Origin of the sequence: Catalinimonas alkaloidigena (genome assembly GCF_029504655.1) — a bacterium.
GTDB classification, from domain to species: Bacteria; Bacteroidota; Bacteroidia; order Cytophagales; family Cyclobacteriaceae; genus Catalinimonas; species Catalinimonas alkaloidigena.
On the sequence record NZ_JAQFIL010000001.1, the window covers coordinates 605,065 to 625,534 of the forward strand.

General features: G+C 41.7%; 19 protein-coding genes and 1 riboswitch. Of the genes, 16 read left to right on the top strand and 3 right to left on the bottom strand.

All coding sequences use genetic code 11. The features are described from left to right. Positions 1-66: 66 nt before the first annotated feature. A riboswitch (cobalamin riboswitch) is annotated at positions 67-300 on the bottom strand. 216 nt (positions 301-516) lie between these two features. Beyond that, positions 517-2,091: an NAD(P)/FAD-dependent oxidoreductase gene (locus tag OKW21_RS02520; RefSeq protein WP_277476887.1), complete on the top strand. Its 1,575-nt coding sequence runs from the start codon at positions 517-519 to the stop codon at positions 2,089-2,091. On the opposite strand, the gene OKW21_RS02525 is transcribed toward OKW21_RS02520, so the two are convergent. Further along, positions 2,088-2,888 (bottom strand): SDR family oxidoreductase, encoded by an 801-nt coding sequence (locus OKW21_RS02525; RefSeq protein WP_277476889.1) that lies wholly within the window; start codon positions 2,886-2,888, stop codon positions 2,088-2,090. The two genes, OKW21_RS02520 and OKW21_RS02525, sit on opposite strands and share 4 nt — an antisense overlap. 127 nt (positions 2,889-3,015) lie before the next feature. On the opposite strand from OKW21_RS02525, the gene OKW21_RS02530 reads away from it, so the two are divergent. From OKW21_RS02530 to OKW21_RS02550, 5 genes are all read left to right on the top strand, one after another. After that, positions 3,016-3,195, top strand: a complete 180-nt coding sequence (locus tag OKW21_RS02530; RefSeq protein ID WP_277476892.1) for a hypothetical protein — start codon at positions 3,016-3,018, stop codon at positions 3,193-3,195. Positions 3,196-3,254: 59 nt separating this feature from the next. Then, the gene (locus OKW21_RS02535; RefSeq protein ID WP_277476894.1) at positions 3,255-3,497 is read left to right on the top strand and encodes a hypothetical protein; all 243 of its coding nucleotides are present in this window, start codon (positions 3,255-3,257) and stop codon (positions 3,495-3,497) included. A 95-nt stretch (positions 3,498-3,592) separates the two neighbouring features. Further along, entirely contained in the window at positions 3,593-4,417 is an 825-nt protein-coding gene (locus OKW21_RS02540) for a hypothetical protein (RefSeq protein WP_277476895.1), read from the top strand. 228 nt (positions 4,418-4,645) lie between these two features. Then, the gene (locus OKW21_RS02545; RefSeq protein ID WP_277476897.1) at positions 4,646-5,473 is read left to right on the top strand and encodes an IS982 family transposase; all 828 of its coding nucleotides are present in this window, start codon (positions 4,646-4,648) and stop codon (positions 5,471-5,473) included. Between the two features lie 135 nt (positions 5,474-5,608). Continuing rightward, positions 5,609-6,943 (top strand): MFS transporter, encoded by a 1,335-nt coding sequence (locus tag OKW21_RS02550; RefSeq protein WP_277476901.1) that lies wholly within the window; start codon positions 5,609-5,611, stop codon positions 6,941-6,943. A 79-nt stretch (positions 6,944-7,022) separates the two neighbouring features. Here OKW21_RS02550 and OKW21_RS02555 read toward each other — a convergent pair whose 3' ends face one another. Together OKW21_RS02555 and OKW21_RS02560 are read right to left on the bottom strand one after the other, a co-directional pair. Beyond that, entirely contained in the window at positions 7,023-8,933 is a 1,911-nt protein-coding gene (locus OKW21_RS02555; RefSeq protein WP_277476903.1) for an ABC-F family ATP-binding cassette domain-containing protein, read from the bottom strand. Positions 8,934-9,191: 258 nt separating this feature from the next. Next, positions 9,192-9,665 (bottom strand): DUF4199 domain-containing protein, encoded by a 474-nt coding sequence (locus OKW21_RS02560; protein WP_277476906.1) that lies wholly within the window; start codon positions 9,663-9,665, stop codon positions 9,192-9,194. 333 nt (positions 9,666-9,998) lie between these two features. Here OKW21_RS02560 and cmk point away from each other — a divergent pair, with 333 nt between their 5' ends. The 10 genes from cmk to OKW21_RS02610 all read left to right on the top strand — a co-directional run bounded on the left by cmk (position 9,999) and on the right by OKW21_RS02610 (position 20,460). Further along, a complete protein-coding gene (gene cmk / locus OKW21_RS02565; protein WP_277476909.1) occupies positions 9,999-10,679 on the top strand; it encodes a (d)CMP kinase in 681 nt (226 codons plus the stop codon). Between the two features lie 47 nt (positions 10,680-10,726). Beyond that, entirely contained in the window at positions 10,727-11,626 is a 900-nt protein-coding gene (locus OKW21_RS02570) for a 4-hydroxy-3-methylbut-2-enyl diphosphate reductase (RefSeq protein ID WP_277476912.1), read from the top strand. A 156-nt stretch (positions 11,627-11,782) separates the two neighbouring features. Then, positions 11,783-13,150 (top strand): Na(+)-translocating NADH-quinone reductase subunit A, encoded by a 1,368-nt coding sequence (locus OKW21_RS02575; RefSeq protein ID WP_277476914.1) that lies wholly within the window; start codon positions 11,783-11,785, stop codon positions 13,148-13,150. 17 nt (positions 13,151-13,167) lie between these two features. Next, the gene (locus OKW21_RS02580) at positions 13,168-14,361 is read left to right on the top strand and encodes an NADH:ubiquinone reductase (Na(+)-transporting) subunit B (RefSeq protein ID WP_277476916.1); all 1,194 of its coding nucleotides are present in this window, start codon (positions 13,168-13,170) and stop codon (positions 14,359-14,361) included. Next, positions 14,348-15,121: an NADH:ubiquinone reductase (Na(+)-transporting) subunit C gene (gene nqrC / locus OKW21_RS02585; protein ID WP_277476919.1), complete on the top strand. Its 774-nt coding sequence runs from the start codon at positions 14,348-14,350 to the stop codon at positions 15,119-15,121. The genes OKW21_RS02580 and nqrC overlap by 14 nt, the downstream gene beginning before the upstream one ends. 30 nt (positions 15,122-15,151) lie before the next feature. Next, the gene (locus OKW21_RS02590; protein WP_277476921.1) at positions 15,152-15,823 is read left to right on the top strand and encodes an NADH:ubiquinone reductase (Na(+)-transporting) subunit D; all 672 of its coding nucleotides are present in this window, start codon (positions 15,152-15,154) and stop codon (positions 15,821-15,823) included. Between the two features lie 19 nt (positions 15,824-15,842). Beyond that, positions 15,843-16,454, top strand: coding sequence for an NADH:ubiquinone reductase (Na(+)-transporting) subunit E (nqrE, locus tag OKW21_RS02595; RefSeq protein ID WP_277476922.1), 612 nt, complete (start codon positions 15,843-15,845; stop codon positions 16,452-16,454). An 81-nt stretch (positions 16,455-16,535) separates the two neighbouring features. Beyond that, positions 16,536-17,129, top strand: a complete 594-nt coding sequence (locus OKW21_RS02600; RefSeq protein ID WP_277476924.1) for a DUF502 domain-containing protein — start codon at positions 16,536-16,538, stop codon at positions 17,127-17,129. Between the two features lie 60 nt (positions 17,130-17,189). Further along, the gene (gene guaA, locus OKW21_RS02605) at positions 17,190-18,728 is read left to right on the top strand and encodes a glutamine-hydrolyzing GMP synthase (RefSeq protein WP_277476925.1); all 1,539 of its coding nucleotides are present in this window, start codon (positions 17,190-17,192) and stop codon (positions 18,726-18,728) included. Between the two features lie 61 nt (positions 18,729-18,789). Further along, positions 18,790-20,460, top strand: coding sequence for a tetratricopeptide repeat protein (locus OKW21_RS02610; protein WP_277476928.1), 1,671 nt, complete (start codon positions 18,790-18,792; stop codon positions 20,458-20,460). Positions 20,461-20,470 lie beyond the last annotated feature (10 nt).

Here is a 20,470-nt window from a genome sequence, read left to right on the forward strand (position 1 = left end):
ATGCCTGTTCAAAAATTTCATAAGATTGTTCTGTAAGCTTCCTTTTTGTTTCAACCCTCGGAAACAAGTCGGCGAAGTACGATGGCAGGTCTTCTGGCTTCTCTTGCTTTCCGGCTGTCTTCCCATGCTGGCGTAGGCCAGTAAAGTGACTGTGGCAGTGCCGGAAAGTTTGCTTCCGATGAGTGATCGGAAAAAGAGTTACAGCAGCGAGGACTGCAGCGGATTTGCACCGCATTCCCTATTTACAGCTTGTCCGTGTAGTCAGCAACGGACGAAGCCACCATAGTACGAGGCAAAGGTAAGGCTTATTTGAGGAAAAGAAAATGTTTGCAGATTATGTTAGTTTAGTTCGAGCTATTCAAACAGTAATAATGAAATACCAGGTAAGTAAAGCATTTTTCGAGCCCTTAAACTGTATACAAGTATAGAAAATCCTGCAAATTCACGAACTTGCCACCCCAAAAAAGCATTGATTGCTTTGTGCTAAGCACTTCACTAAACTGATGAATTGATCCTATGCGAGAGGAAATACAATTACAGGTCTCACCCGAAATAGCTGCCCATGAAGAAGCTCTAATGAAAGAGGTTTCGCGTAAGCTGGCCATTGCCTCCGCAGAGATCAGGCATCTGGAAGTGCTCAAGCGCTCTATTGATGCCCGCCAGCGTAAGGTGAAAATCAATCTGAAGCTAGGAGTTTTTGTAGATGAAGACTTTGAGGAAGTGCCGATACAACTACCCGACTATCCTGATGTGTCTCAGGCGCAGGAGGTGATTGTGGTGGGCGCAGGTCCGGCAGGCTTGTTTGCCGCGCTCAGGCTCATTGAAAAAGGACTGAAGCCCATTGTACTGGAGCGAGGCAAAGATGTGAAAAATCGCCGACGTGACCTGGCCGCCATTACCCGTGCGCATATCGTTAACGAAGATTCTAATTATTGCTTTGGAGAGGGGGGAGCCGGCACCTATTCTGATGGCAAGCTGTACACCCGTTCCAAGAAAAGAGGGGATGTACAGCGTATCCTGCATTTACTGGTAGCTCATGGTGCTCATCCCGATATTATGGTTGATGCGCATCCGCATATTGGTACCAATAAGCTACCCCAGATCGTGACCGCTGTCCGTGAAACCATTATCCGACAGGGAGGGAAAGTGGTTTTTGACGCTAAGGTCAGCGATATTCTCATTCAGCAAAATGAAGTGAAGGGTGTCAGGTTAGAGCGTGGTGATATCCTTGAAGCCTCTAAACTCATTCTGGCTACCGGACATTCAGCCCGGGATATTTTTGCATTACTGCAGCAAAAAGGAATCAGGATAGAAGCCAAGCCTTTTGCGCTGGGTGTGAGGGTAGAACATAGTCAGACGCTGATAGACAGCGTACAATACAATTGTGAAAGTAGGGGAGATTATCTGCCGCCCGCACCTTACAACATTGTCAGGCAGGTGCAGGGAAGGGGAGTTTATTCTTTCTGTATGTGTCCGGGAGGCATCATTGCCCCCTGCGCTACCGCTCCGGGAGAAGTAGTGACCAATGGCTGGTCGCCTTCCAAGAGAAATCAGCCTACTTCCAATTCCGGTATTGTGGTGGAACTGAAAGTAGCAGATTTTAAAGAGTATCAGAAAATGGGGCCGTTGGCAGGCGTAGAATTTCAAAAGAGCATTGAGCAAAAAGCCTGGACTCTGGCAGGAAAAACGCAAAAAGTACCCGCCCAGCGTCTGGTAGATTTTACCCAAGGAAAAGTTTCACAGGATATTCCTTTTACTTCTTATCTTCCGGGCACCAGCTCAGTAGAATTGGGAGAAGTATTACCCAGTTTCATCTACCGCGCACTGCAGGAGGGATTCCGGCAGTTCGGTAAAGCAATGCGTGGCTATCTGACCAATGAAGCAGTAGTGCATGCGCCTGAATCGCGAACTTCTTCTCCGGTACGTATTCCCCGTGATTACCAAAGCCTGGAACATGTAGAGGTCAAAGGTTTATATCCCTGCGGAGAAGGAGCGGGATATGCCGGAGGTATCATCTCTGCTGCCATAGACGGAGAGAAATGTGCCGAACAATGTGCAATCAGTTTAGGGAAAGCTCAGCGTGTCTCTTAACCGTTACCAATAAAACCGGGGTAGAGGCTCATCCCTCCATCGACATATATCGTTTGCCCGTTTACATAATCTGATTCATCAGAAGCCAGCCATACCGCAGCATTGCTAATATCTTCAGGTTCTCCTATTCTTTTATAAGGAATAAGCGCTAGTAGCTCATTTCGCTGTTCTTCATCCTTCCATACTTCTTCATTGATAGGCGTTTTGATAGCTCCCGGACTCAATGCGTTTACCCTGATTTTATGGTGAGCCAGTTCCTGCGCCATCGTTTTCATCAGCATCATCACCCCCCCTTTAGCAGTCGCGTAATTGATATGGCCTGCCCAGGGGATGATGTCATGCACTGAGCTCATACAGATGATTTTACCAGCTGCTTTGGAGCGTTCGTTTACAACACCTCTTTTTATAAATTCTTTGGCGGCGTGCTGGGCACAGAGAAATTGTCCGTTCAGATTTATTGCAAGTACCTTCTGCCAGTCTTCAAAACTCATGTCCAGAAAGGCAGCATCTTTCTGGATGCCAGCATTGCTGACCAGAATATCTATGGTGCCAAAACGCTCCATAAACTGACCGAACATATTATTTACGCTTTCTGGATCGCTCACATCTGCCTGTATGATCATACCTTCGCTGCCAGCCTGTTTTACCTGCCGTAAGGTCTCTTTGGCTCCATCCTCACTGCTGGAATAGTTGATACCTACAACAGCACCTTCATTGGCCATCGCAATAGCAATATTCTGTCCGATGCCAGAGCTGGCACCTGTAATTAAAGCAGCTTGTCCTTTAAGTCTTTGCATATCAAAAAAATTAATACCTCAATCATCAAAAAAGTATTCAGAGTATACCTTAATATAACAAGCATATTAACAATGTTTGAGGTCAGCTGTTTTATCTATGCAGATTCAAACATCATTTTTTTTAGCTATGAAAGATTTTTTAGGTGTATTCGTACTTCTGATTTTAGTATTTGGCTCCATGGCTTTATTTGTATACCTGATGTTTTATCTTGATTATGCCTGGTTTGCCTTTTTCCAGATCGTACTTTCTACAGTGATTATTCTGCTTTTTATCAAATATTTTCGCTCGCATCGCTATAAAAAATAGCTTGTAAATATAAGTGTAGTTGCTTAAGACTCAATACTTACATTTTATGAGCGCTAGAGATGAGCATTCAACTTATCAAGCAAAAATCAAGTGTTAGCCACATTGGTAATGTTTGCTTTTATCTGGGAATAGCTTTAGGAGTATTTGCGGCGGTTACGCTGAGTTTGTTTTTTAATTATGGCCGAGAGCTCTTCCGCTTTCTGTTCAGCGCTTTGCGAAATCTGGTAGAACTTAATGCTGAGAAGAAGCAGTTTTTTACTATTTCTATGCCGCGCTGTCTGGCAGTCTGGGTACGAATCTGATGTTATGGATATGGCAGCAAAAGATGGATGTCCGACATCTTTTCAAGAGACGTTACATTCGTCTGGCTTAACTCTCTGCGATATTTATTTTCTGGATGATCTTAGAAGTGGTCGTTCGCTTTGGTTCCGGCACTCCCTGGGGCTATGCAGGGTACTTTGGAGACCAGCCTATTCCAGTATTCACCGGGGCAAGTGGTTTACTTTTTTACCTTTTACCTTTAGTTATTTTTTTGCATGGATGGCATACTTTCCGGCTTGCTGTTCGCTGTTTTAGCTGGATGGGATATACATTTGTCGCAGGCTGTCTTTTGTCCTTTGTACTGGCACACATCACTTCAGTGGATAGTTCAGTAGTTACTAAGGTAGATGCTGAGTTACGTGCAGAATTTTACGCTTATATAGATTCTGCGCTGACTGAGGCTGAACAGAAATATAATATTAAGTTTAGCGAAGAGGAGGTCGATGACCTAAAGGAAAGAAGTACGGTAGCGACAGCTGCCCAACTTGAGCGCATGCAAAAAGCTTTTGAAGACAAACAGCCGGTTCCCCTCAAAACAATTGTTATACAGCGGGTTTCAGTGGCAGCCCTCAGACTGGGAAGTAACTTCCATGATTTTGCCAATTACTGGCCTTACGCTTATCCTGAAGATGTTGGGCAGCAGCTAAAAAACTTCTCGCCAGACTCGGATGAGGCGAAAGAGTGTATTCATGTACTTCAGTCTTTCGTTGATATTTACAATACTCCTACCCCTAAGCATTGGGACAATATTGACCGTTGGGAAATACAAAAGCATGCTAATAAATGGAGCTCGTTTAGATTACCTTCAGTGGTTGATTCATTAGAAAAAGTGATCCAAGCTATCCAGGCCGATCCTAAATATGAGCAGTATCACATAGACAACTTAGCGCATGCCCGCTGATTACTTTTTGATCTTTTTAGAGCAGATGTCTTCCCATCTTTAAAAAATGATCAGAGAAATAAGAGAGTTAGGTGAAGAATTGATTATTATCTTAAATTTGGTTGAGTAATTTGAATATTCGCATTTTGTGTAATTATTAAACTCAAGTTGCGAATTAAAAGGTTAAATGAAGCATAGTCTGCCAAAAGATTGTTAAAGTGAAGTTACCACACTTTACCTAACAATTACATGACAGACTATACTATTGCAATATATTGTTTTATGGACGATTATTTAAAAATCAGCCAACCCCACATAGACATTCGTCGCAAAGTAAGTGATGCGGAGATATTAACTACTGCCCTGCTCTCAGCCCAGTACTTTTATGGCAACCAGCACACTACTTGTCAATACATGCAGCAACATCATGGGATGGCCAAAATAGACAAGTCTAACTTTAATCGCCATCTGCATCGCCTATCAAATACTTTAATCAGGATCTTTTTAGCATTGGGGGAGAGTCTCAAGCAACTCAACACTGCAAGTCGCTACTTAATAGATTCGTTCCCAGTAGCTGTTTGTAAAAACATTCGTATTGGGAGGTGCAAGCTACTAAAACATGAATCTTATCGGGGATACAATGCCTCCAAACGACAGTATTTCTATGGTTTTAAGGTACAGGTAGTTACCACCGCCGATGGTATACCAGTGGATTATTTGATCACGGCTGGTTCTATTCACGACAATACAGCTTTACAAGCTATGTCCCTATACTTACCTCAAGGTAGTGAACTTTATGCTGACAGTGCTTATACGCATTATGAGTTGGAAGACCTTTATGAAGAATGCGATCAGGTGCGCCTATTGGTAGAGCGAAAATCTAACTCAAAAAGGCAGGATAACGCAGCTATGCGTTTTTTAAAAAAGCATTACAGAAAGCGTATTGAAACCTGCTTCAGCCAAGTTACTGCTCGCTTTCCCGGAAAAATCCATGCAGTTACCCCACAGGGGTTCTTGCTCAAGGTCGTTCTGTTCCTATTTGCTTTTACTTTTAACAAAACATTATCCACAACTTAAATTATTAAATATATAATTTGCGAAATCATTAAACATTTAGCCTTTGTTGTCTTTTTATACTCTTAGGTTTGAAAGAAAACATTTTAATGCTGGCCACTTGTGTATAAGATCGGAAATTTACACACTACCTATTCTATGGAAACTACGATTGAGCAGGTTGCCCAAAAACCTCGCCTGAGTTTTTGGCAAATATGGAATATGAATTTTGGATTCCTGGGCATTCAGTTTGGTTTTGCCCTTCAAAATGCCAATACCAGCCGTATTTTTGAAACCCTGGGAGCGAGTAAAGATGAGATTCCAATATTGTGGCTGGCAGCTCCAACTACCGGTTTACTGGTTCAACCTATCATCGGTTACTTCAGTGACCGTACCTGGCATCCCAGGCTGGGGAGAAGAAGGCCATATTTTCTGATAGGAGCGATACTTGCCAGCATTGCGCTGGTATTTATGCCTAACTCTCCTGTGCTTTGGGTGGCGGCAGGGATGCTGTGGATTATGGATGCATCCATCAATATTTCTATGGAACCGTTTCGGGCTTTGGTCGCCGACATGCTTCCTTCTATTCAGCGAACCACCGGCTTTGCGGTTCAGACTTTCTTCATAGGAGTGGGGGCTGTGGTAGCTTCTGCTTTACCCTATATGATGACCGAATGGTTCGGTGTGAGCAATACTGCTCCTGCCGGTCAGATACCAGATTCAGTCAAAATCTCCTTTTATCTGGGAGCATTCGCTTTCTTTTCGGCGGTAATCTGGTCAGTCATCAAAACTAAGGAATATCCTCCAAAAGAGTTTAAGCATTTTCATGGAGAAGAATATACAGAAGAGCAGGATCAAGGTATGGTACAGATCCTGATTGATTTTGTGAGAATGCCCAAAACGATGGTGCAATTGGCCTTAGTTCAGTTTTTTACTTGGTTTGCGCTCTTTTGTATGTGGCTCTATACGACAGCCGCAGTTACCGAGCATGTGTATGGTACAACCGATCCTACCTCATCATTATACAATGAAGGAGCCAACTGGGTAGGTGTATGCTTTGCCGTTTATAATGGGGTTTCAGCTATTCTGGCTTTTATGTTGCCCAGGCTGGCATTAAGTATGGGCAGAAAAAAAGTACATGCCCTATCACTTATAGTAGGAGGTATGAGTTTGATCTCTGTTTTTTTTATTGATGACCCTGTCATTCTTCTAGTCACTATGTTAGGTGTTGGGTTGGCCTGGGCAAGCATACTTACCATGCCTTATGCCATACTTGCAGGCTCATTACCAGCCTCTAAGATGGGCATCTATATGGGGATTTTTAATTTTTTTATTGTCATTCCCCAGATCATCGCTTCCAGTACGCTAGGTTATATTTCCCGTACTTTCTTTGACAACCATGGAATTTATGTGCTGATGCTGGGTGGCGCAGCCATGATACTTGCCGGATTTATGGTCACCTTTGTAAACGATGTGGATGATGTGGTGGAATGAATCGTGTTAGTGTTCTTTTGACCACTCATTTAGCAATATGAAGTTGCACCCTCTCACACCCTAAAAGCTCCAAGACGACCTACTCCATTAGCTCAGCCAGCTCCAGCCAACGGTCAGATTTTTCGTCAATCTGTTTGCTGATGCTTTCAATTTTTTGGGAAACTTCGGTTAATGCGTGGTGGTCAGGAGCAGCAGAGGAAGAAATCTGGTTGAGTTCTTCAGTTAGCTGTTCTTTTTCAGCTTCCAGTTTTTCAATTTCCTCTTCTAGAAGAGCATATTCACGTTTTTCTTTATAGGAAGCTTTACGACTCTTGCTTTCATCAGCAGCTTTGGGAGAAGTCTTTTGCTCTTTTTTTGCTGAAGATTTTTCAGAAGACGATTTCTTTTCACTCTCTTCTTGAAGAGTCTCCCTATAATCAGTATAATTCCCGGGGAAGTCCTTGATTTCACCTCCCTGATCACTAAATACGAACAGGTGTTCCACCAATCGGTCCATAAAGTAGCGGTCGTGAGAAACCAGGAGCAGACAACCATCAAAATTAAACAGAAAATCTTCCAATACATTCAGCGTCATCAAGTCCAGGTCATTGGTAGGCTCATCAAGAATGAGGAAATTCGGGTTTTTCATTAAGACGCGGAGAAGTTGAAGCCTACGCTTTTCACCACCACTCAGATTTCTCACCTTGTTATAGTGCATCTCCGGAGGAAACATAAAATGTTGCAGAAACTGAGAAGCAGAAATAAAGTTACCCTTGCTGACCTCCACAATTTCAGCGACTTCCTTCACTACATCAATCACCCTTTGGTCATCGTTGAAGCTGATTTCCTGTTGGGTATAGTACCCAAATACCGTATTTTGTCCAAGGTCAATCTCACCTGCATCAGGGGGCAGCTGCCCGGTAAGCATATTCAGAAAGGTAGTTTTGCCGGAGCCATTTTTTCCTATCACTCCAATGCGGTCACTTCTTTTGAAGGTGTAGGAAAAATCATCTACAATTTTTTTCTCATCATATGCCTTTTGGATATGTGAAAGCTCCAGAATTTTTTTTCCTTGTCGTCTTCCTTTCAGACCCAGCTCTATGTTTCGGTCTTCTACCTTTTTATTGGCCTGGTCCTTCAAATCGTAAAAAGCCTCTACCCTGTATTTCGCTTTTGTGCCCCTTGCTTTAGGTTGTCTACGCATCCATTCCAGTTCTTTGCGCATCAGGTTTTGCGCCTTGTCAATGCTGGCCTGCTGCTGTGCCATGCGCTCATTTTTCTTTTCCAGAAAATACTGGTAGTTCCCTTTGTAGCGATATACATTGCCCTGATCCAGTTCCAGTATCTCATTGGTTACTCGCTCCAGAAAGTAACGGTCGTGTGTGACCAGCAAAAGGGACATTTTTTGGGTAGACAAATAATTTTCCAGCCACTCTATGGTGTCCAGATCAAGGTGGTTGGTAGGTTCGTCCAGAATCAAAAAGTCAGGGCGTTCTATGAGTGCACGGGCAAGGGCTACCCTCTTACGTTGCCCTCCGGAAAGCTGACTTACCTGCTGCTCAAGATCATATATGCCCAACTGACCAAGTATTTGTTCAATCTGATGTTCATAATCCCAGGCATTAAGACTATCTACTCGGCTCATGAGGCCTTGAAGGCGGTCAGAAGTAGCATCTTTGTATAATTCCTGACGGTAGTCTCTTAGTAGCTGAAGCACTTCGTTTTCACTTTCATAAATTGCTGATAACACTGTCGCGTTTTGATCAAACTGTGGTTGTTGCTCGGCAAAAGCCAGTCTTACATCTTTACTAACCACCACCTGGCCCTTATCCTGAACTTCAAGTCCTGAGATAATCCGGAGCAAAGTAGACTTACCTGTGCCATTTACACCAACTAATGCTACTTTTTGACCTTGTTCTATCCCAAAGGAGATATTTTCAAAAAGAAATTTTTCCCTGCCCTCAGCGGTCAGGTAATGTTTGCTCAAAGAATCTACGGAGATGTGAATCATATAGCTAAAGAAAAATAATCAGCAAGATAGGGATATAAACAAAAAAAAAGTGAACCTAAAAGGATCACTTTTTTCACTACTAATACAACAACCTAAAACTACTCAATCAAATCTTAAATATTTGGCATTTGCCAAACTATATATCTTTAATATTTTTACTTCTCTTTACAACGTTTATCAATAAAGACGTGATTATACGACAAAGGTTACATAAAAATGATAAAAACAATAAAAAAATCTTAATTTTCTGTTTTTATATTACTCGCCATGTATAGAAACGAGATGACTAACCTTATAGTATTGCATTATCGCAAAAGTTGCAATAAATCCTGAGGCAGTACCTTCAATCAAAATCGCTATACTTACCAGCAAAGGATTTAAATAACTACCGAAAGGTTCGTTTTGTTTGATGATCTCCATAAATGCCGGATCTAAAATGGTAACATACAATAGTACCAAAGTTGCAAAAACAAATACCCCTACCACTGAAGTCAGCAGGCCCAAACCTACACCTTTCAGGTAGGTCAGGTGTAGCCCTTTCTTCTTTTTGTATTTGTCTATGGCCATCAACACAAAGCTAGACAGTATAATCAGGTTAAAAACTCTGAGCTCCAGATTTTGTTCCAAATTAACAGCCTTCATAAGAAGAAAATAACCTACCAATGCCAAGGTCATTAATACCCCATATTTTACTCCCAAGCGTTCAATGGTATTTTTACTATTAGTTTCCATGAGCTTTACGGTTTAGGCCTAAAAAGTTATAACCTGTTGATTTTCAAGATTGTTTTAAATGATGTGAAATATTTAAAAAAAAAGAAACAATAGAACAAGGTGCTCCAAGTAAGATGATTCTTTATCTTATGAATTATTTGTAAGCACAAATTCGTTTCTTTGACAAAAATGACGAGAGCTTATGATTGGATGGAAAAAAATTAGGTTATCAATGATGTGCGTTATACTTTTGATCGGTCTTATGAGTGCATGCGCTACCAATAAGCCCAGGAAGTTACCCAAAAAAGGGGCCATTCCCTGTCCCATAAGAGACTGTTAACCTTACACTGCATTATGCAGGATATTATCATAGCTTTAGATGGTTATTCCGGTTGTGGCAAGAGTTCTACTGCTAAAGAGGTAGCGAAGGCTCTTAAGTACACTTATCTCGACTCAGGCGCTATGTATCGTGCGGTAACACTTTACTTCCTCCGACACCAGGTAAATTTGCAGGACTCAGAAGTGGTAGCAGAAGCTTTGGATGCTATTAATATCCGCTTTTCACGTAATGAAGATAGCCTGCTTAATGAAACTTATTTAAATGGCGAAAACGTTGAGGAGGAGATTAGAAAAATGGAAGTTTCCAAAAACGTAAGTGCAGTTAGTGCACTGCCAGTGGTACGAAAAAAAATGGTCAGTCAGCAAAGAGCGCTAGGTAAAGATAAAAGAGTAGTGATGGATGGACGTGATATTGGAAGTCATGTTTTTCCTGAAGCCGAGCTAAAAATTTTTATGACAGCAGACCTGAAAGTGCGCGCTGAAAGAAGAATGAAAGAACTGGCTGAGAAAGGGGGGGGAGCGTCACTGGAAGAAATAGAAAATAATCTTAGAGAAAGAGATAAACTGGATAGCAGCAGAGCGCAGAGCCCCTTGATCAGAACAGAAGATGCCATAGAGATAGATACTACTTATCTGAATTTTGATGAGCAGGTAAAAAAGATTGTAGATCTCGCAAAAAAACTGATAGAAAGATAACAATTTGCACTGTATACTTTTAAGAAACTAAAAAGTGATTTCTTCCTATGGAAGTAACAATTGATAGTAACTCAGGTTATTGTTTTGGAGTTGAATTTGCCATCCAAATGGCTGAAGATGAAATGCAGGATGGTAACAAACTCTACTGCTTGGGAGACATAGTGCACAATGACATGGAAGTCAAAAGACTACATGACAAAGGGTTGCGCATTATTAACAGAGACGATCTTTCCAGAGTTACTGACTGCAAAGTGCTAATAAGGGCACATGGTGAGCCTCCCGAGACTTATCAAACCGCATTAAAAAATAATATTGAACTTATTGATGCTTCTTGTCCGGTCGTGCTCAAACTGCAAAACCGAGTGAAAAATGCTTACGATGCCATGCAGGAGAAGAGCGGGCAGGTTGTGATTTACGGCCAGCCTGGGCATGCCGAAATTATTGGCTTGACTGGACAAACAAGAGGAGATGCTATTATTATTCTTAAGGATGAAGATCTGGACGAAATAGATTTCGCACGTCCCGTCACCTTGTTTAGCCAGACCACCAAAAGCACTAAAGGGTTCTACCGTATAAAAGCAATGATAGAAGAGCGGATGCGCGCTTCCAGCCATGATTTAAAAACCATTGAGTTTAACGCAAATGACAGTATTTGCAGGCAGGTTTCTAACAGAGAACCTCAGTTACAAAGGTTTTCTAGGGAGCAGGACGTTATTATATTTGTGAGTAGTAAAAAAAGCTCAAACGGCAAAGCCTTATACAGTGTTTGCAAAGCCGAAAACGAAAGAAGCTATTTCATCGCCAATGAGGAAGAGTTGGAGGCAGAGTGGTTTGAAAATGCTGAAAAAGCAGGTGTCTGTGGAGCTACCTCCACGCCTATGTGGCTCATGGAAAACGTAGCTAATGCCATCAAAAGTATCGGTGAAAGATGCGTTACGACTGCCTGAGATACTTAGCTGAATGGTATTGAACCATAACATAAACTGAATATGCTGCATAGATCAGAAGTAACTGAGAAAAATTAAGGTTATTAGCTGATTTTGATTATTTTTGCAGCGTTTTTCCAATGGAAACGATCATATAAACCTTATTTGCAACGGTAAATGTCTCAGCACATCAAACTTAAAAAAGGATTTAACATAAATCTTGCAGGTAAACCTCAACAAGTAGTTGCCGAAGCTGACAGATCAGAAACTTTCTCTGTAAAACCTACTGACTTTATCGGTATCATTCGTCCCAAAGTTACTGTACGGGAAGGAGATGTCGTCAAGGCTGGTACACCGGTTTTATTTGACAAGAAAATGAACCAGGTCATGTACTGCGCTCCGGTAAGTGGAGAGGTTGTAGAAATAGTAAGAGGAGAGAAGCGAAAGCTGCTTGAAATTAAAATTTTGGCTGACAAGCAAATTGAATACGAACAGTTTAAGGAGCATTCAGCATCAGAATTGTCAGGCATTAGTAGAGAGCAGGCTCAGGAAACTATGCTTAAAGGAGGCGTTTGGCCACAGCTTATCCAACGTCCCTATGGTATTGTCGCCAATCCTGAAGATACCCCCAAGGCTATTTTTATTTCTACCTTTGATACTCATCCTCTGGCCCCTGACTATGATGTTCTACTGAAGAATCAGGCAAGCTTTTTTGAAGCGGGCATTGAAATCCTCAAGAAATTTACAAGCGGAAAAGTAAACCTGGGTGTAAATGCCGACGCAGAGGTTTCTCCTATATTCTCCAACGTAAAAGGCGTTCAGGTCAACAAGTTTTCAGGACCTCACCCTGCCGGTAATGTAGGAGTACATATTCACCACACAGACCCTATTGGTAAAGGTGATTTGGTATGGACTATTGATCCATATGGCGTAGTACAAATAGGTAAAATGTTTTTGAATGGAGTATTTGATGCTTCCAAGACTATTGCCCTTACCGGCTCTGAAGTGAAGGAACCTAAGTACTACCAGACTTATATAGGCGCTTGCATAGATAAACTCGTGGAAGGTAATATCAAGCAGGAGCATGTGCGCTATATCTCTGGAAATGTGCTTACCGGGGAAAAAATCAGTAAACAAGGATACCTTGGATTTTACCATCATCAACTGACAGTAATTCCTGAAGGAGACCAATACGAATTTCTAGGATGGTTAAAGCCTACGACCAGTAAGTTAAGCTTTCACAGGGCGTTAGGTTTACTGTCTTTTCTCAATCCCAAGAAAGAATTTGTGTTAACCACCAATACACTGGGCGAGGAGAGAGCCTTTGTGCAAACCGGGATATTTGAGAAAGTAACTCCTATGGATATCCTGCCGGAATACTTGATCAAAGCAATCATGGCGGAAGATTATGACGATATGGAAGCACTTGGGATATTTGAAGTCATTGAAGAAGACCTTGCCCTATGCGAATTTATAGATGTATCCAAACATGAAATTCAGGCCATACTACGCGAAGGTATTAACCTGATTAAAGCTACTACATAAATATTGTAAAGGTATATATGAAAGCGATTAGAGATATATTAGACAAGCAGAAGCCACTATTTGAAAAAGGTGGTAAGTTTGAGAAGTATTATTACCTCTTTGAGGCTAATGAGACCTTCTTATTTGTACCCAATGAAACTACTGGAATTAAAGGTGCTCAGGTGCGCGATGCGATCAATCTGAAGCGCTTAATGATTACCGTAGTAGTAGCGATGATTCCATGCCTGTTGTTCGGCATATATAATGTAGGACATACACATTTTCTGGCTACCGGCCAGTTGGCTACCTTCGGCGAAAAAGTTCTGCTAGGTGCTACCGTGGTATTGCCGGTTGTACTTACTGCCTATGTAGCCGGAGGCTTGGTAGAAGTGGTATTCTCTCTTATCCGCCGCCATCCGATCAACGAAGGCTTTTTGGTAACAGGAATGTTAATTCCATTGATTTTGCCACCTACTATTCCATTGTGGCAGGTAGCATTAGCATCTGTCTTTGCCGTGGTGATTGCCAAAGAAGTATTTGGAGGGACGGGCATGAATGTACTGAACGTTGCCATGACAGCCCGTGCTTTCTTGTATTTTGCTTACCCTTCGGATATGTCGGGAGATGTGTGGTACTATTTAGGTGACCAGCAATATGCTGACGGTTTTACCGGAGCTACCGCATTGGGACTGGCTGCAGAGACTATACTTGTTGACGGAACACAGGAAGTTACTTCTACATTGGCTACCACTAATGATGGTCTTTTTTCTTTCTGGAATATGTTTATAGGCTTTATTCCGGGATCAATTGGGGAAACCTCTACGTTGATGGCATTGGTTGGAGCCATTATTCTTATCGCTACTGGAGTGGGTAGCTGGAAAATTATTTTAAGTGTATTTGGTGGTGCCTTAGGCTTGGGATATTTACTGACTGCTTTTGGTGCTAACGAATTTATGATGATGCCTGCTCATTACCACTGGGTAATGGGTGGTTTAGCTTTTGGTGCGGTATTTATGGCGACTGATCCTGTATCTGCTGCACATACAGAATCCGGAAAATGGGTTTACGGTGCACTAATCGGAATTATTACAGTAATCATAAGAGTATTAAATCCTGCTTATCCGGAAGGAATCATGTTGGCAGTACTCTTCATGAATGTATTTGCACCGCTTATTGACCATGTAGTTGTTCAATCAAACAAAAAAAGAAGATTACAACGTGCGACAGTCTAACACTTATATTATCGTATTCTCCGCTGTATTGACCATCATACTTGGCGGATTGATTTCACTTGCGTCTGTAGGGCTTAAGCCTATGCAGGATATGCAAGTCGCTTTGGATACGCAGAAGAAGATCTTAGGTGCAGTAATGGACCTGCAGCCTACAGATGATATTCCTGCTATTTATAACGAAAGAGTTGAGACACTGGTGGTAAACGCTAGTGGAGAAGAAGTTCAGGAAGTAGACGGAGAGCCTGTAATAGCTGAAAAAGTGAACATTGCCTCTCAGTATGATAAGGCTCCTGAAGACCGACTTTATCCAGTTTACAAATACAAGGGAGAGGATGGAGAAGTAAGTTCTTATGTATTGCCTGTCTATGGTAGCGGTCTCTGGGATGATATCTGGGGATATGTTGCGCTGGAAAGCGACCTCGAAACCATCAGAGGAGTGGTATTTGATCATGCCGGTGAAACCCCTGGTCTGGGAGCGAGAATCACTACAGTAGAAGTACAGGAACGCTTCGCAGGTAAGAAGATTTATGATGACATAGGAGAACTTGTAGCAGTGCGTATGATGAAAGGGGAGACCGGAGATCCTAGCGCCTACAATGCTAATCAGGTGGATGGTATGTCAGGTGCAACGATTACTGCTGTAGGTGTTAATGATATGTTGTCTAATTATCTTACTTATTATCAACCTTACCTGGAAAGGGCTGCAAAAGCGAATGATGTTGAAAAGCCTGATTCAGAAGAGCAGTATACTGATGTATAAAAACTTTTTTATTAAAAAGCAGATATTATTATGAGCACAGAAGTAGCTGATAAACCAGTAAAAGAAAAAGAGAAATCGGAAGCTTTATTGTCAAAAAGGAGACGGAGGTTTGTATCCGACCCTCTCAATGACGATAATCCTATTACCGTCCAGGTTTTAGGAATCTGCTCTGCCCTTGCGGTAACTACCCAGCTGAGCCCTACCCTGATCATGGCGGTCTCAGTGGTTTTCGTAATTGTTTTTTCTAATCTGATTATTTCTCTGATTAGAAATTTGGTCCCCGGTAGAGTTAGAATTATTGTGCAACTAGCCGTCATTGCTACCCTGGTAACATTAGTAGACCAGGTGCTGAAAGCTTATTTCTACGATGCATGGAAAGTGTTGTCAGTATTTGTAGGTCTGATCATTACCAACTGTATAGTAATGGGTAGGCTGGAAGCCTTTGCCATGGGTAATAAACCTTACGATTCTGTGCTGGACGGTCTTGGCAGTGGCTTTGGATATGCGTGGGTGATTTTGGCTGTGGCCTTTTTCAGAGAGCTTCTTGGATCAGCATCTATTTTTGGCTTTAAAGTTTTTGAAGCTATTGGCATTGAAAACTTCCCTACTAATGGACTAATGGTATCTCCAGTGGGAGCCTTTATGATCCTCGGAATTATTATTTGGGTACAGCGTAGCTTAACTGGATACGTAGAAAGATAAGCGATCAATAACATTTACTATGGATTTAATAAATTTAGGAATTAAGGCAATTTTTATTGAGAACATGGTACTCGCCTATTTCTTAGGTATGTGTTCTTATCTGGCAGTATCCAAGAAGGTGTCTACCGCTGTTGGTCTGGGGTCCGCCGTTGTTTTCGTACTTACGATTACTGTACCGATTAACTGGGTACTGCAAGAGCTTGTGTTAAAGGAAGGTGCACTAACATGGGCAGGCGATCAGTTTGCAACCATTGACCTGAGCTTTTTACGCTTTATCATGTTTATTGCGGTAATTGCAGCAATGGTACAATTGGTTGAAATGGTAATTGAAAAAGTTTCTCCTGCGCTGTATGGTACGCTGGGAATTTTCTTACCGCTGATTGCTGTAAACTGTGCGATATTAGGGTCTTCACTTTTTATGGTCCAGAGAGATTATACTATTGGTGAAGCCGCAGTATTTGGTTTTGGATCTGGTACGGGATTTCTGCTGGCGATTGTAGCCCTGGCCGCAATCCGTGAACGTTTGAAATATTCCAACGTTCCCGATGGACTCAAAGGACTGGGAATTACGATGTTGATTACTGGACTTATGGGTATTGCTTTTTTATCTTTTGTGGGAATCTCTATCTAAAACAACACAAGCAATATTGACATTTGTAAAGGGTTTTACATTATCAATGTAAAGCCTTTTTTTTTTAACTTAGTGTATCCTATGAACCGCTTCGTTTCTTATTTTTTTCGTGGTCTTCTCTTTGTAGTGCCTGTTGCACTCACTATGTATATCATTATTCTAGCCATTAGCTGGCTGGATAGCTTGATTCCTTTTGCAGTTCCGGGTTTAGGAATGCTTACCATTTTAGTATTCATCACACTCATAGGATACCTGGCATCTACTCTACTGGCCGGCCCGATATTTAAGCTTCTGGAAGAATTACTGGTTAAGGTTCCGCTAATCAATATAATCTATTCGTCGTTAAAAGATTTGATATCCGCTTTTGTGGGAGATAAAAAGAAATTTAACCAGCCGGTGCTGGTCACACTTAACCCTGAATTTGTTATCCAGAAACCTGGTTTTATTACTCAGAAAGATTTGTCACAACTGGGTTTGGTAGATCAGGTAGCAGTATATCTGCCACATTCATATAACTTTTCAGGTAATTTATACATCGTCCCTGCCAAATTTGTGGTGCCCATCAAAGCAGCATCCAGTGCGGATATCATGAAGTTCATTGTATCCGGAGGTGTATCGGGCTTACAAGAAGTTGAAAACCAGACTGATGAAGGAGATAGGCCGGGCTTGCACTGATCTTAAAGGAATACTGAACAAGTGGTTTAGGTTATAGGGATTTTATTATATTTTTGCCCCATGTCAGAAATGATTCTAATTATCGATTTTGGTTCTCAATATACGCAGCTTATTGCGCGTAGGGTAAGAGAACTGAATGTGTATTGTGAGATACACCCGTTCAACCACCTTCCAGAGCCGGATAGCCTGGAAGGAAACGTAAAAGGAGTAATACTTTCAGGTAGCCCGTGCTCAGTGAAAGACGAGGAAGCACCTCATATTGACTTGCAGGATTATCTGGGCAAGCTTCCGGTACTAGGTATATGCTATGGAGCTCAATTAATGGCTGAAAAATACGGGGGAGAGATAGTCCCTTCTCGCATCAGAGAGTATGGCAGAGCCAAACTGAGCAAAATAGATACCCACAAAGACCTGCTCAAGGAGCTAACTCAGGATACACAGGTATGGATGTCACATGGGGATACGATTAACAGTGTACCTGATTCTTTTGAAGTGATAGCAAAGACCCCTACAGTGGCAGTCGCTGCTTTCAAAATTAAAGACCAGGAGACATATGGTATACAGTTTCACCCTGAAGTAACACATTCGCTGGAAGGTAAAACAGTACTCAGAAATTTTGTGGTGCATATTTGTAAGTGCGCTCAGGACTGGACTCCTGATATTTTTGTGGAGGCTACGATTGCTTCATTACAGGAAACTTTAGGAAATGATAAAGTAGTATTAGGGCTCTCAGGAGGGGTAGACTCTTCAGTGGCTGCTACTTTGCTACACAGGGCAATAGGTAAAAACCTGCACTGTATTTTTGTAGATAACGGACTTCTCCGTAAAAATGAATTTGAGGATGTGCTGACGTCATATAAAGACCTGGGGCTCAACGTAAAAGGAGTAGATGCCCATGAAGAGTTTTATACGGCATTGGCCGGCATTTCTGATCCTGAAGAAAAAAGAAAAGCTATCGGCAGAGTATTTATTGAAATATTTGATGCTGAAGCACACAAGATCAAAGATGTAAAATGGCTGGGTCAAGGTACCATTTACCCAGATGTAATTGAATCAGTATCAGTCAAAGGGCCTTCAGCCACAATTAAGTCACACCATAATGTAGGAGGTCTGCCCGAAAAGATGCATCTCAAAGTGGTTGAGCCACTCAAAACACTTTTTAAAGATGAAGTAAGGGAAGTGGGTAAGACATTGGAAATCCCGCGAAACATTCTGCAAAGACATCCTTTCCCCGGGCCGGGACTGGCTATCCGGATTTTGGGTGATATCACTGCTGAAAGGGTAAGAATATTGCAGGAGGTAGATCATATCTTCATTAGTAAGCTCAAACAGGAAAAGCTCTATGACCAGGTCTGGCAGGCAGGAGTCATTCTTTTACCTATTCAATCCGTAGGAGTAATGGGTGACGAAAGAACATATGAGGGTGTTGTGAGTTTAAGAGCAGTAAGCAGTGTGGATGGTATGACCGCCGACTGGAGTCATTTACCTTATGAATTTTTAAGTGATGTGTCCAATGAGATTATTAACAATGTAAAAGGAGTAAACAGAGTGGTTTATGATATCAGCTCTAAACCTCCGGCTACCATTGAATGGGAATAGTTATTTACGTATATTCTTTTATATGAAAAGTATGATGATCAGATGTATTTGCATTTTTTGCTTGTTGTCTTTTACAGTACAAGCGCAAACGAATCAGGGAAGTGCCTCATTAAAAGGGCGCTATGAACAGGGCAAAAGATTATACGAACAAGCGCAATATTCACAAGCCATTGAAGTATTCCGTACGCTAAGCAGGCAAGAACAAAGTAATCCCTATGTAGAATATGCCAACTATTATTTTGGGCTTTCTGCACTTAAAGCCGGTCAATACGATCTGGCAAAGAATATGTTCTTACAGGTGATTAGTAAATTTCCAAAATGGGATAAACTGGGAGAAGTAGATTATTGGCTGGCCGTTACCTATTTTAAAATGGGAGATTATGTTCAGGCAATGGGCTTAGTAAATGAAATTAATAACAGTCAGCTCAGTGCCTCTCTTAAAGAAGATGTAGCTTTTGCGAAAGAATATTTTTTAGGACAAGCTACTTCTGAAGAGTTAGATGTATTGCTCAGACAGCATCCCAAAGATAAAATGCTTGCCGAACAATTGGTAAAAAATATGTCCAGCAGACTCTACGATGCTGAGGGGCAGAGAGTGATAGATTCACTTGTAAATGCATTTGACATTGATCTGGCCAGCCTTGGTACGGTAAGTAAAGAAGCTTCAGTAAAGAAAAACAGCTATCAGATCGCAGTGCTTTTACCTTTTTTATACGGCAACCTAAAGCCTGAAGCCAGGCAACAGGGAAATCAATTTGTACTTGATCTGTACAAAGGTATTAAGATAGCGAGTGAAGAATTACAACAGAATGGGTTCAACATAAATATCCATGCCTACGATACAGAAAGGAGCGGTGATAAAACCAAGAGTCTGTTGAGCAGGCCTGAAATGGAGCAGATGGATGTGTTTATTGGTCCCTTATATGCTGGACCTATCCAGGAGGTTACGCAGTATACCAAGGAGAACCAAAAGTATATGTTCAACCCATTGTCCAGCAACCCTGCGGTTATCGGAGAAAACCCGTTTTCTTATCTGATGCTTCCCAGCTTGATTACACAAGGGCGAAGAGCGGCACAGTTTGCCATTGACTCTCTGGATAAAAATCATGCGGTGGTCATTACCAGTACTTCTGTTCAGGATTCTCTTAGAGTATCAAGTTTCGTAGAAGCCTTTGAAAAGGCAGGTCGTGAAACCACTGTTTTGGAAGAAGAAAATTTCAATAGAGAACGTATTGAAGAGCTGGTAGAAATGCTGGACGAACTGGGAGAAGATAATATGATTTATGTAGCTACTGATAAGGAACTGATCATCAGCAATACCGTCAGTGCTGTAGTGATGGCAGAAAATAACATCCCGGTGATCGGTAATGAAGATTGGCTAGGCATCAGCTCCATTTCATACGATCAGCTGGAAGGGTTTGAGGAGTACCTGATTGCTCCGGGCTATATCAACCCGGAAAATGAGAACTTCAAAGCTTTTAAAGAGCAGTACCGTAAAAAGTACTATGACATACCCAATAAATATGCTTATGCCGGCTATGATCTGCTTATGTACATAGGAAATATGCTGGACAAGTATGGCGTTTATTTCCAGGAGTTCTATACACAGAAAGATAAAATCAACAGTCTTCTATATTCTGGCTATGATTACTTCAATGCCAACGATAATCAATTGGTGCCTATTGTCAAATATGAAGAAGCTGAACTCAAAGAGGTAGATGTGCGTCCTTAATAAGGAGCCC

What these genes read in the sequence shown, in the direction of transcription:
- OKW21_RS02520 (WP_277476887.1), top strand. Translation starts at nt 517, where the DNA reads ATGCGAGAGGAAATACAATTACAGGTCTCACCCGAAATAGCTGCCCAT.
- guaA (WP_277476925.1), top strand. Translation starts at nt 17,190, where the DNA reads ATGTCAGAAATGATTCTAATTATCGATTTTGGTTCTCAATATACGCAG.
- OKW21_RS02590 (WP_277476921.1), top strand. Translation starts at nt 15,152, where the DNA reads ATGAGCACAGAAGTAGCTGATAAACCAGTAAAAGAAAAAGAGAAATCG.
- OKW21_RS02550 (WP_277476901.1), top strand. Translation starts at nt 5,609, where the DNA reads ATGGAAACTACGATTGAGCAGGTTGCCCAAAAACCTCGCCTGAGTTTT.
- OKW21_RS02575 (WP_277476914.1), top strand. Translation starts at nt 11,783, where the DNA reads ATGTCTCAGCACATCAAACTTAAAAAAGGATTTAACATAAATCTTGCA.
- OKW21_RS02600 (WP_277476924.1), top strand. Translation starts at nt 16,536, where the DNA reads ATGAACCGCTTCGTTTCTTATTTTTTTCGTGGTCTTCTCTTTGTAGTG.
- cmk (WP_277476909.1), top strand. Translation starts at nt 9,999, where the DNA reads ATGCAGGATATTATCATAGCTTTAGATGGTTATTCCGGTTGTGGCAAG.
- OKW21_RS02570 (WP_277476912.1), top strand. Translation starts at nt 10,727, where the DNA reads ATGGAAGTAACAATTGATAGTAACTCAGGTTATTGTTTTGGAGTTGAA.
- OKW21_RS02580 (WP_277476916.1), top strand. Translation starts at nt 13,168, where the DNA reads ATGAAAGCGATTAGAGATATATTAGACAAGCAGAAGCCACTATTTGAA.
- OKW21_RS02535 (WP_277476894.1), top strand. Translation starts at nt 3,255, where the DNA reads ATGAGCATTCAACTTATCAAGCAAAAATCAAGTGTTAGCCACATTGGT.
- OKW21_RS02555 (WP_277476903.1), bottom strand. Translation starts at nt 8,933, where the DNA reads ATGATTCACATCTCCGTAGATTCTTTGAGCAAACATTACCTGACCGCT.
- OKW21_RS02560 (WP_277476906.1), bottom strand. Translation starts at nt 9,665, where the DNA reads ATGGAAACTAATAGTAAAAATACCATTGAACGCTTGGGAGTAAAATAT.
- OKW21_RS02540 (WP_277476895.1), top strand. Translation starts at nt 3,593, where the DNA reads ATGATCTTAGAAGTGGTCGTTCGCTTTGGTTCCGGCACTCCCTGGGGC.
- OKW21_RS02545 (WP_277476897.1), top strand. Translation starts at nt 4,646, where the DNA reads ATGACAGACTATACTATTGCAATATATTGTTTTATGGACGATTATTTA.
- OKW21_RS02525 (WP_277476889.1), bottom strand. Translation starts at nt 2,888, where the DNA reads ATGCAAAGACTTAAAGGACAAGCTGCTTTAATTACAGGTGCCAGCTCT.
- OKW21_RS02530 (WP_277476892.1), top strand. Translation starts at nt 3,016, where the DNA reads ATGAAAGATTTTTTAGGTGTATTCGTACTTCTGATTTTAGTATTTGGC.
- nqrE (WP_277476922.1), top strand. Translation starts at nt 15,843, where the DNA reads ATGGATTTAATAAATTTAGGAATTAAGGCAATTTTTATTGAGAACATG.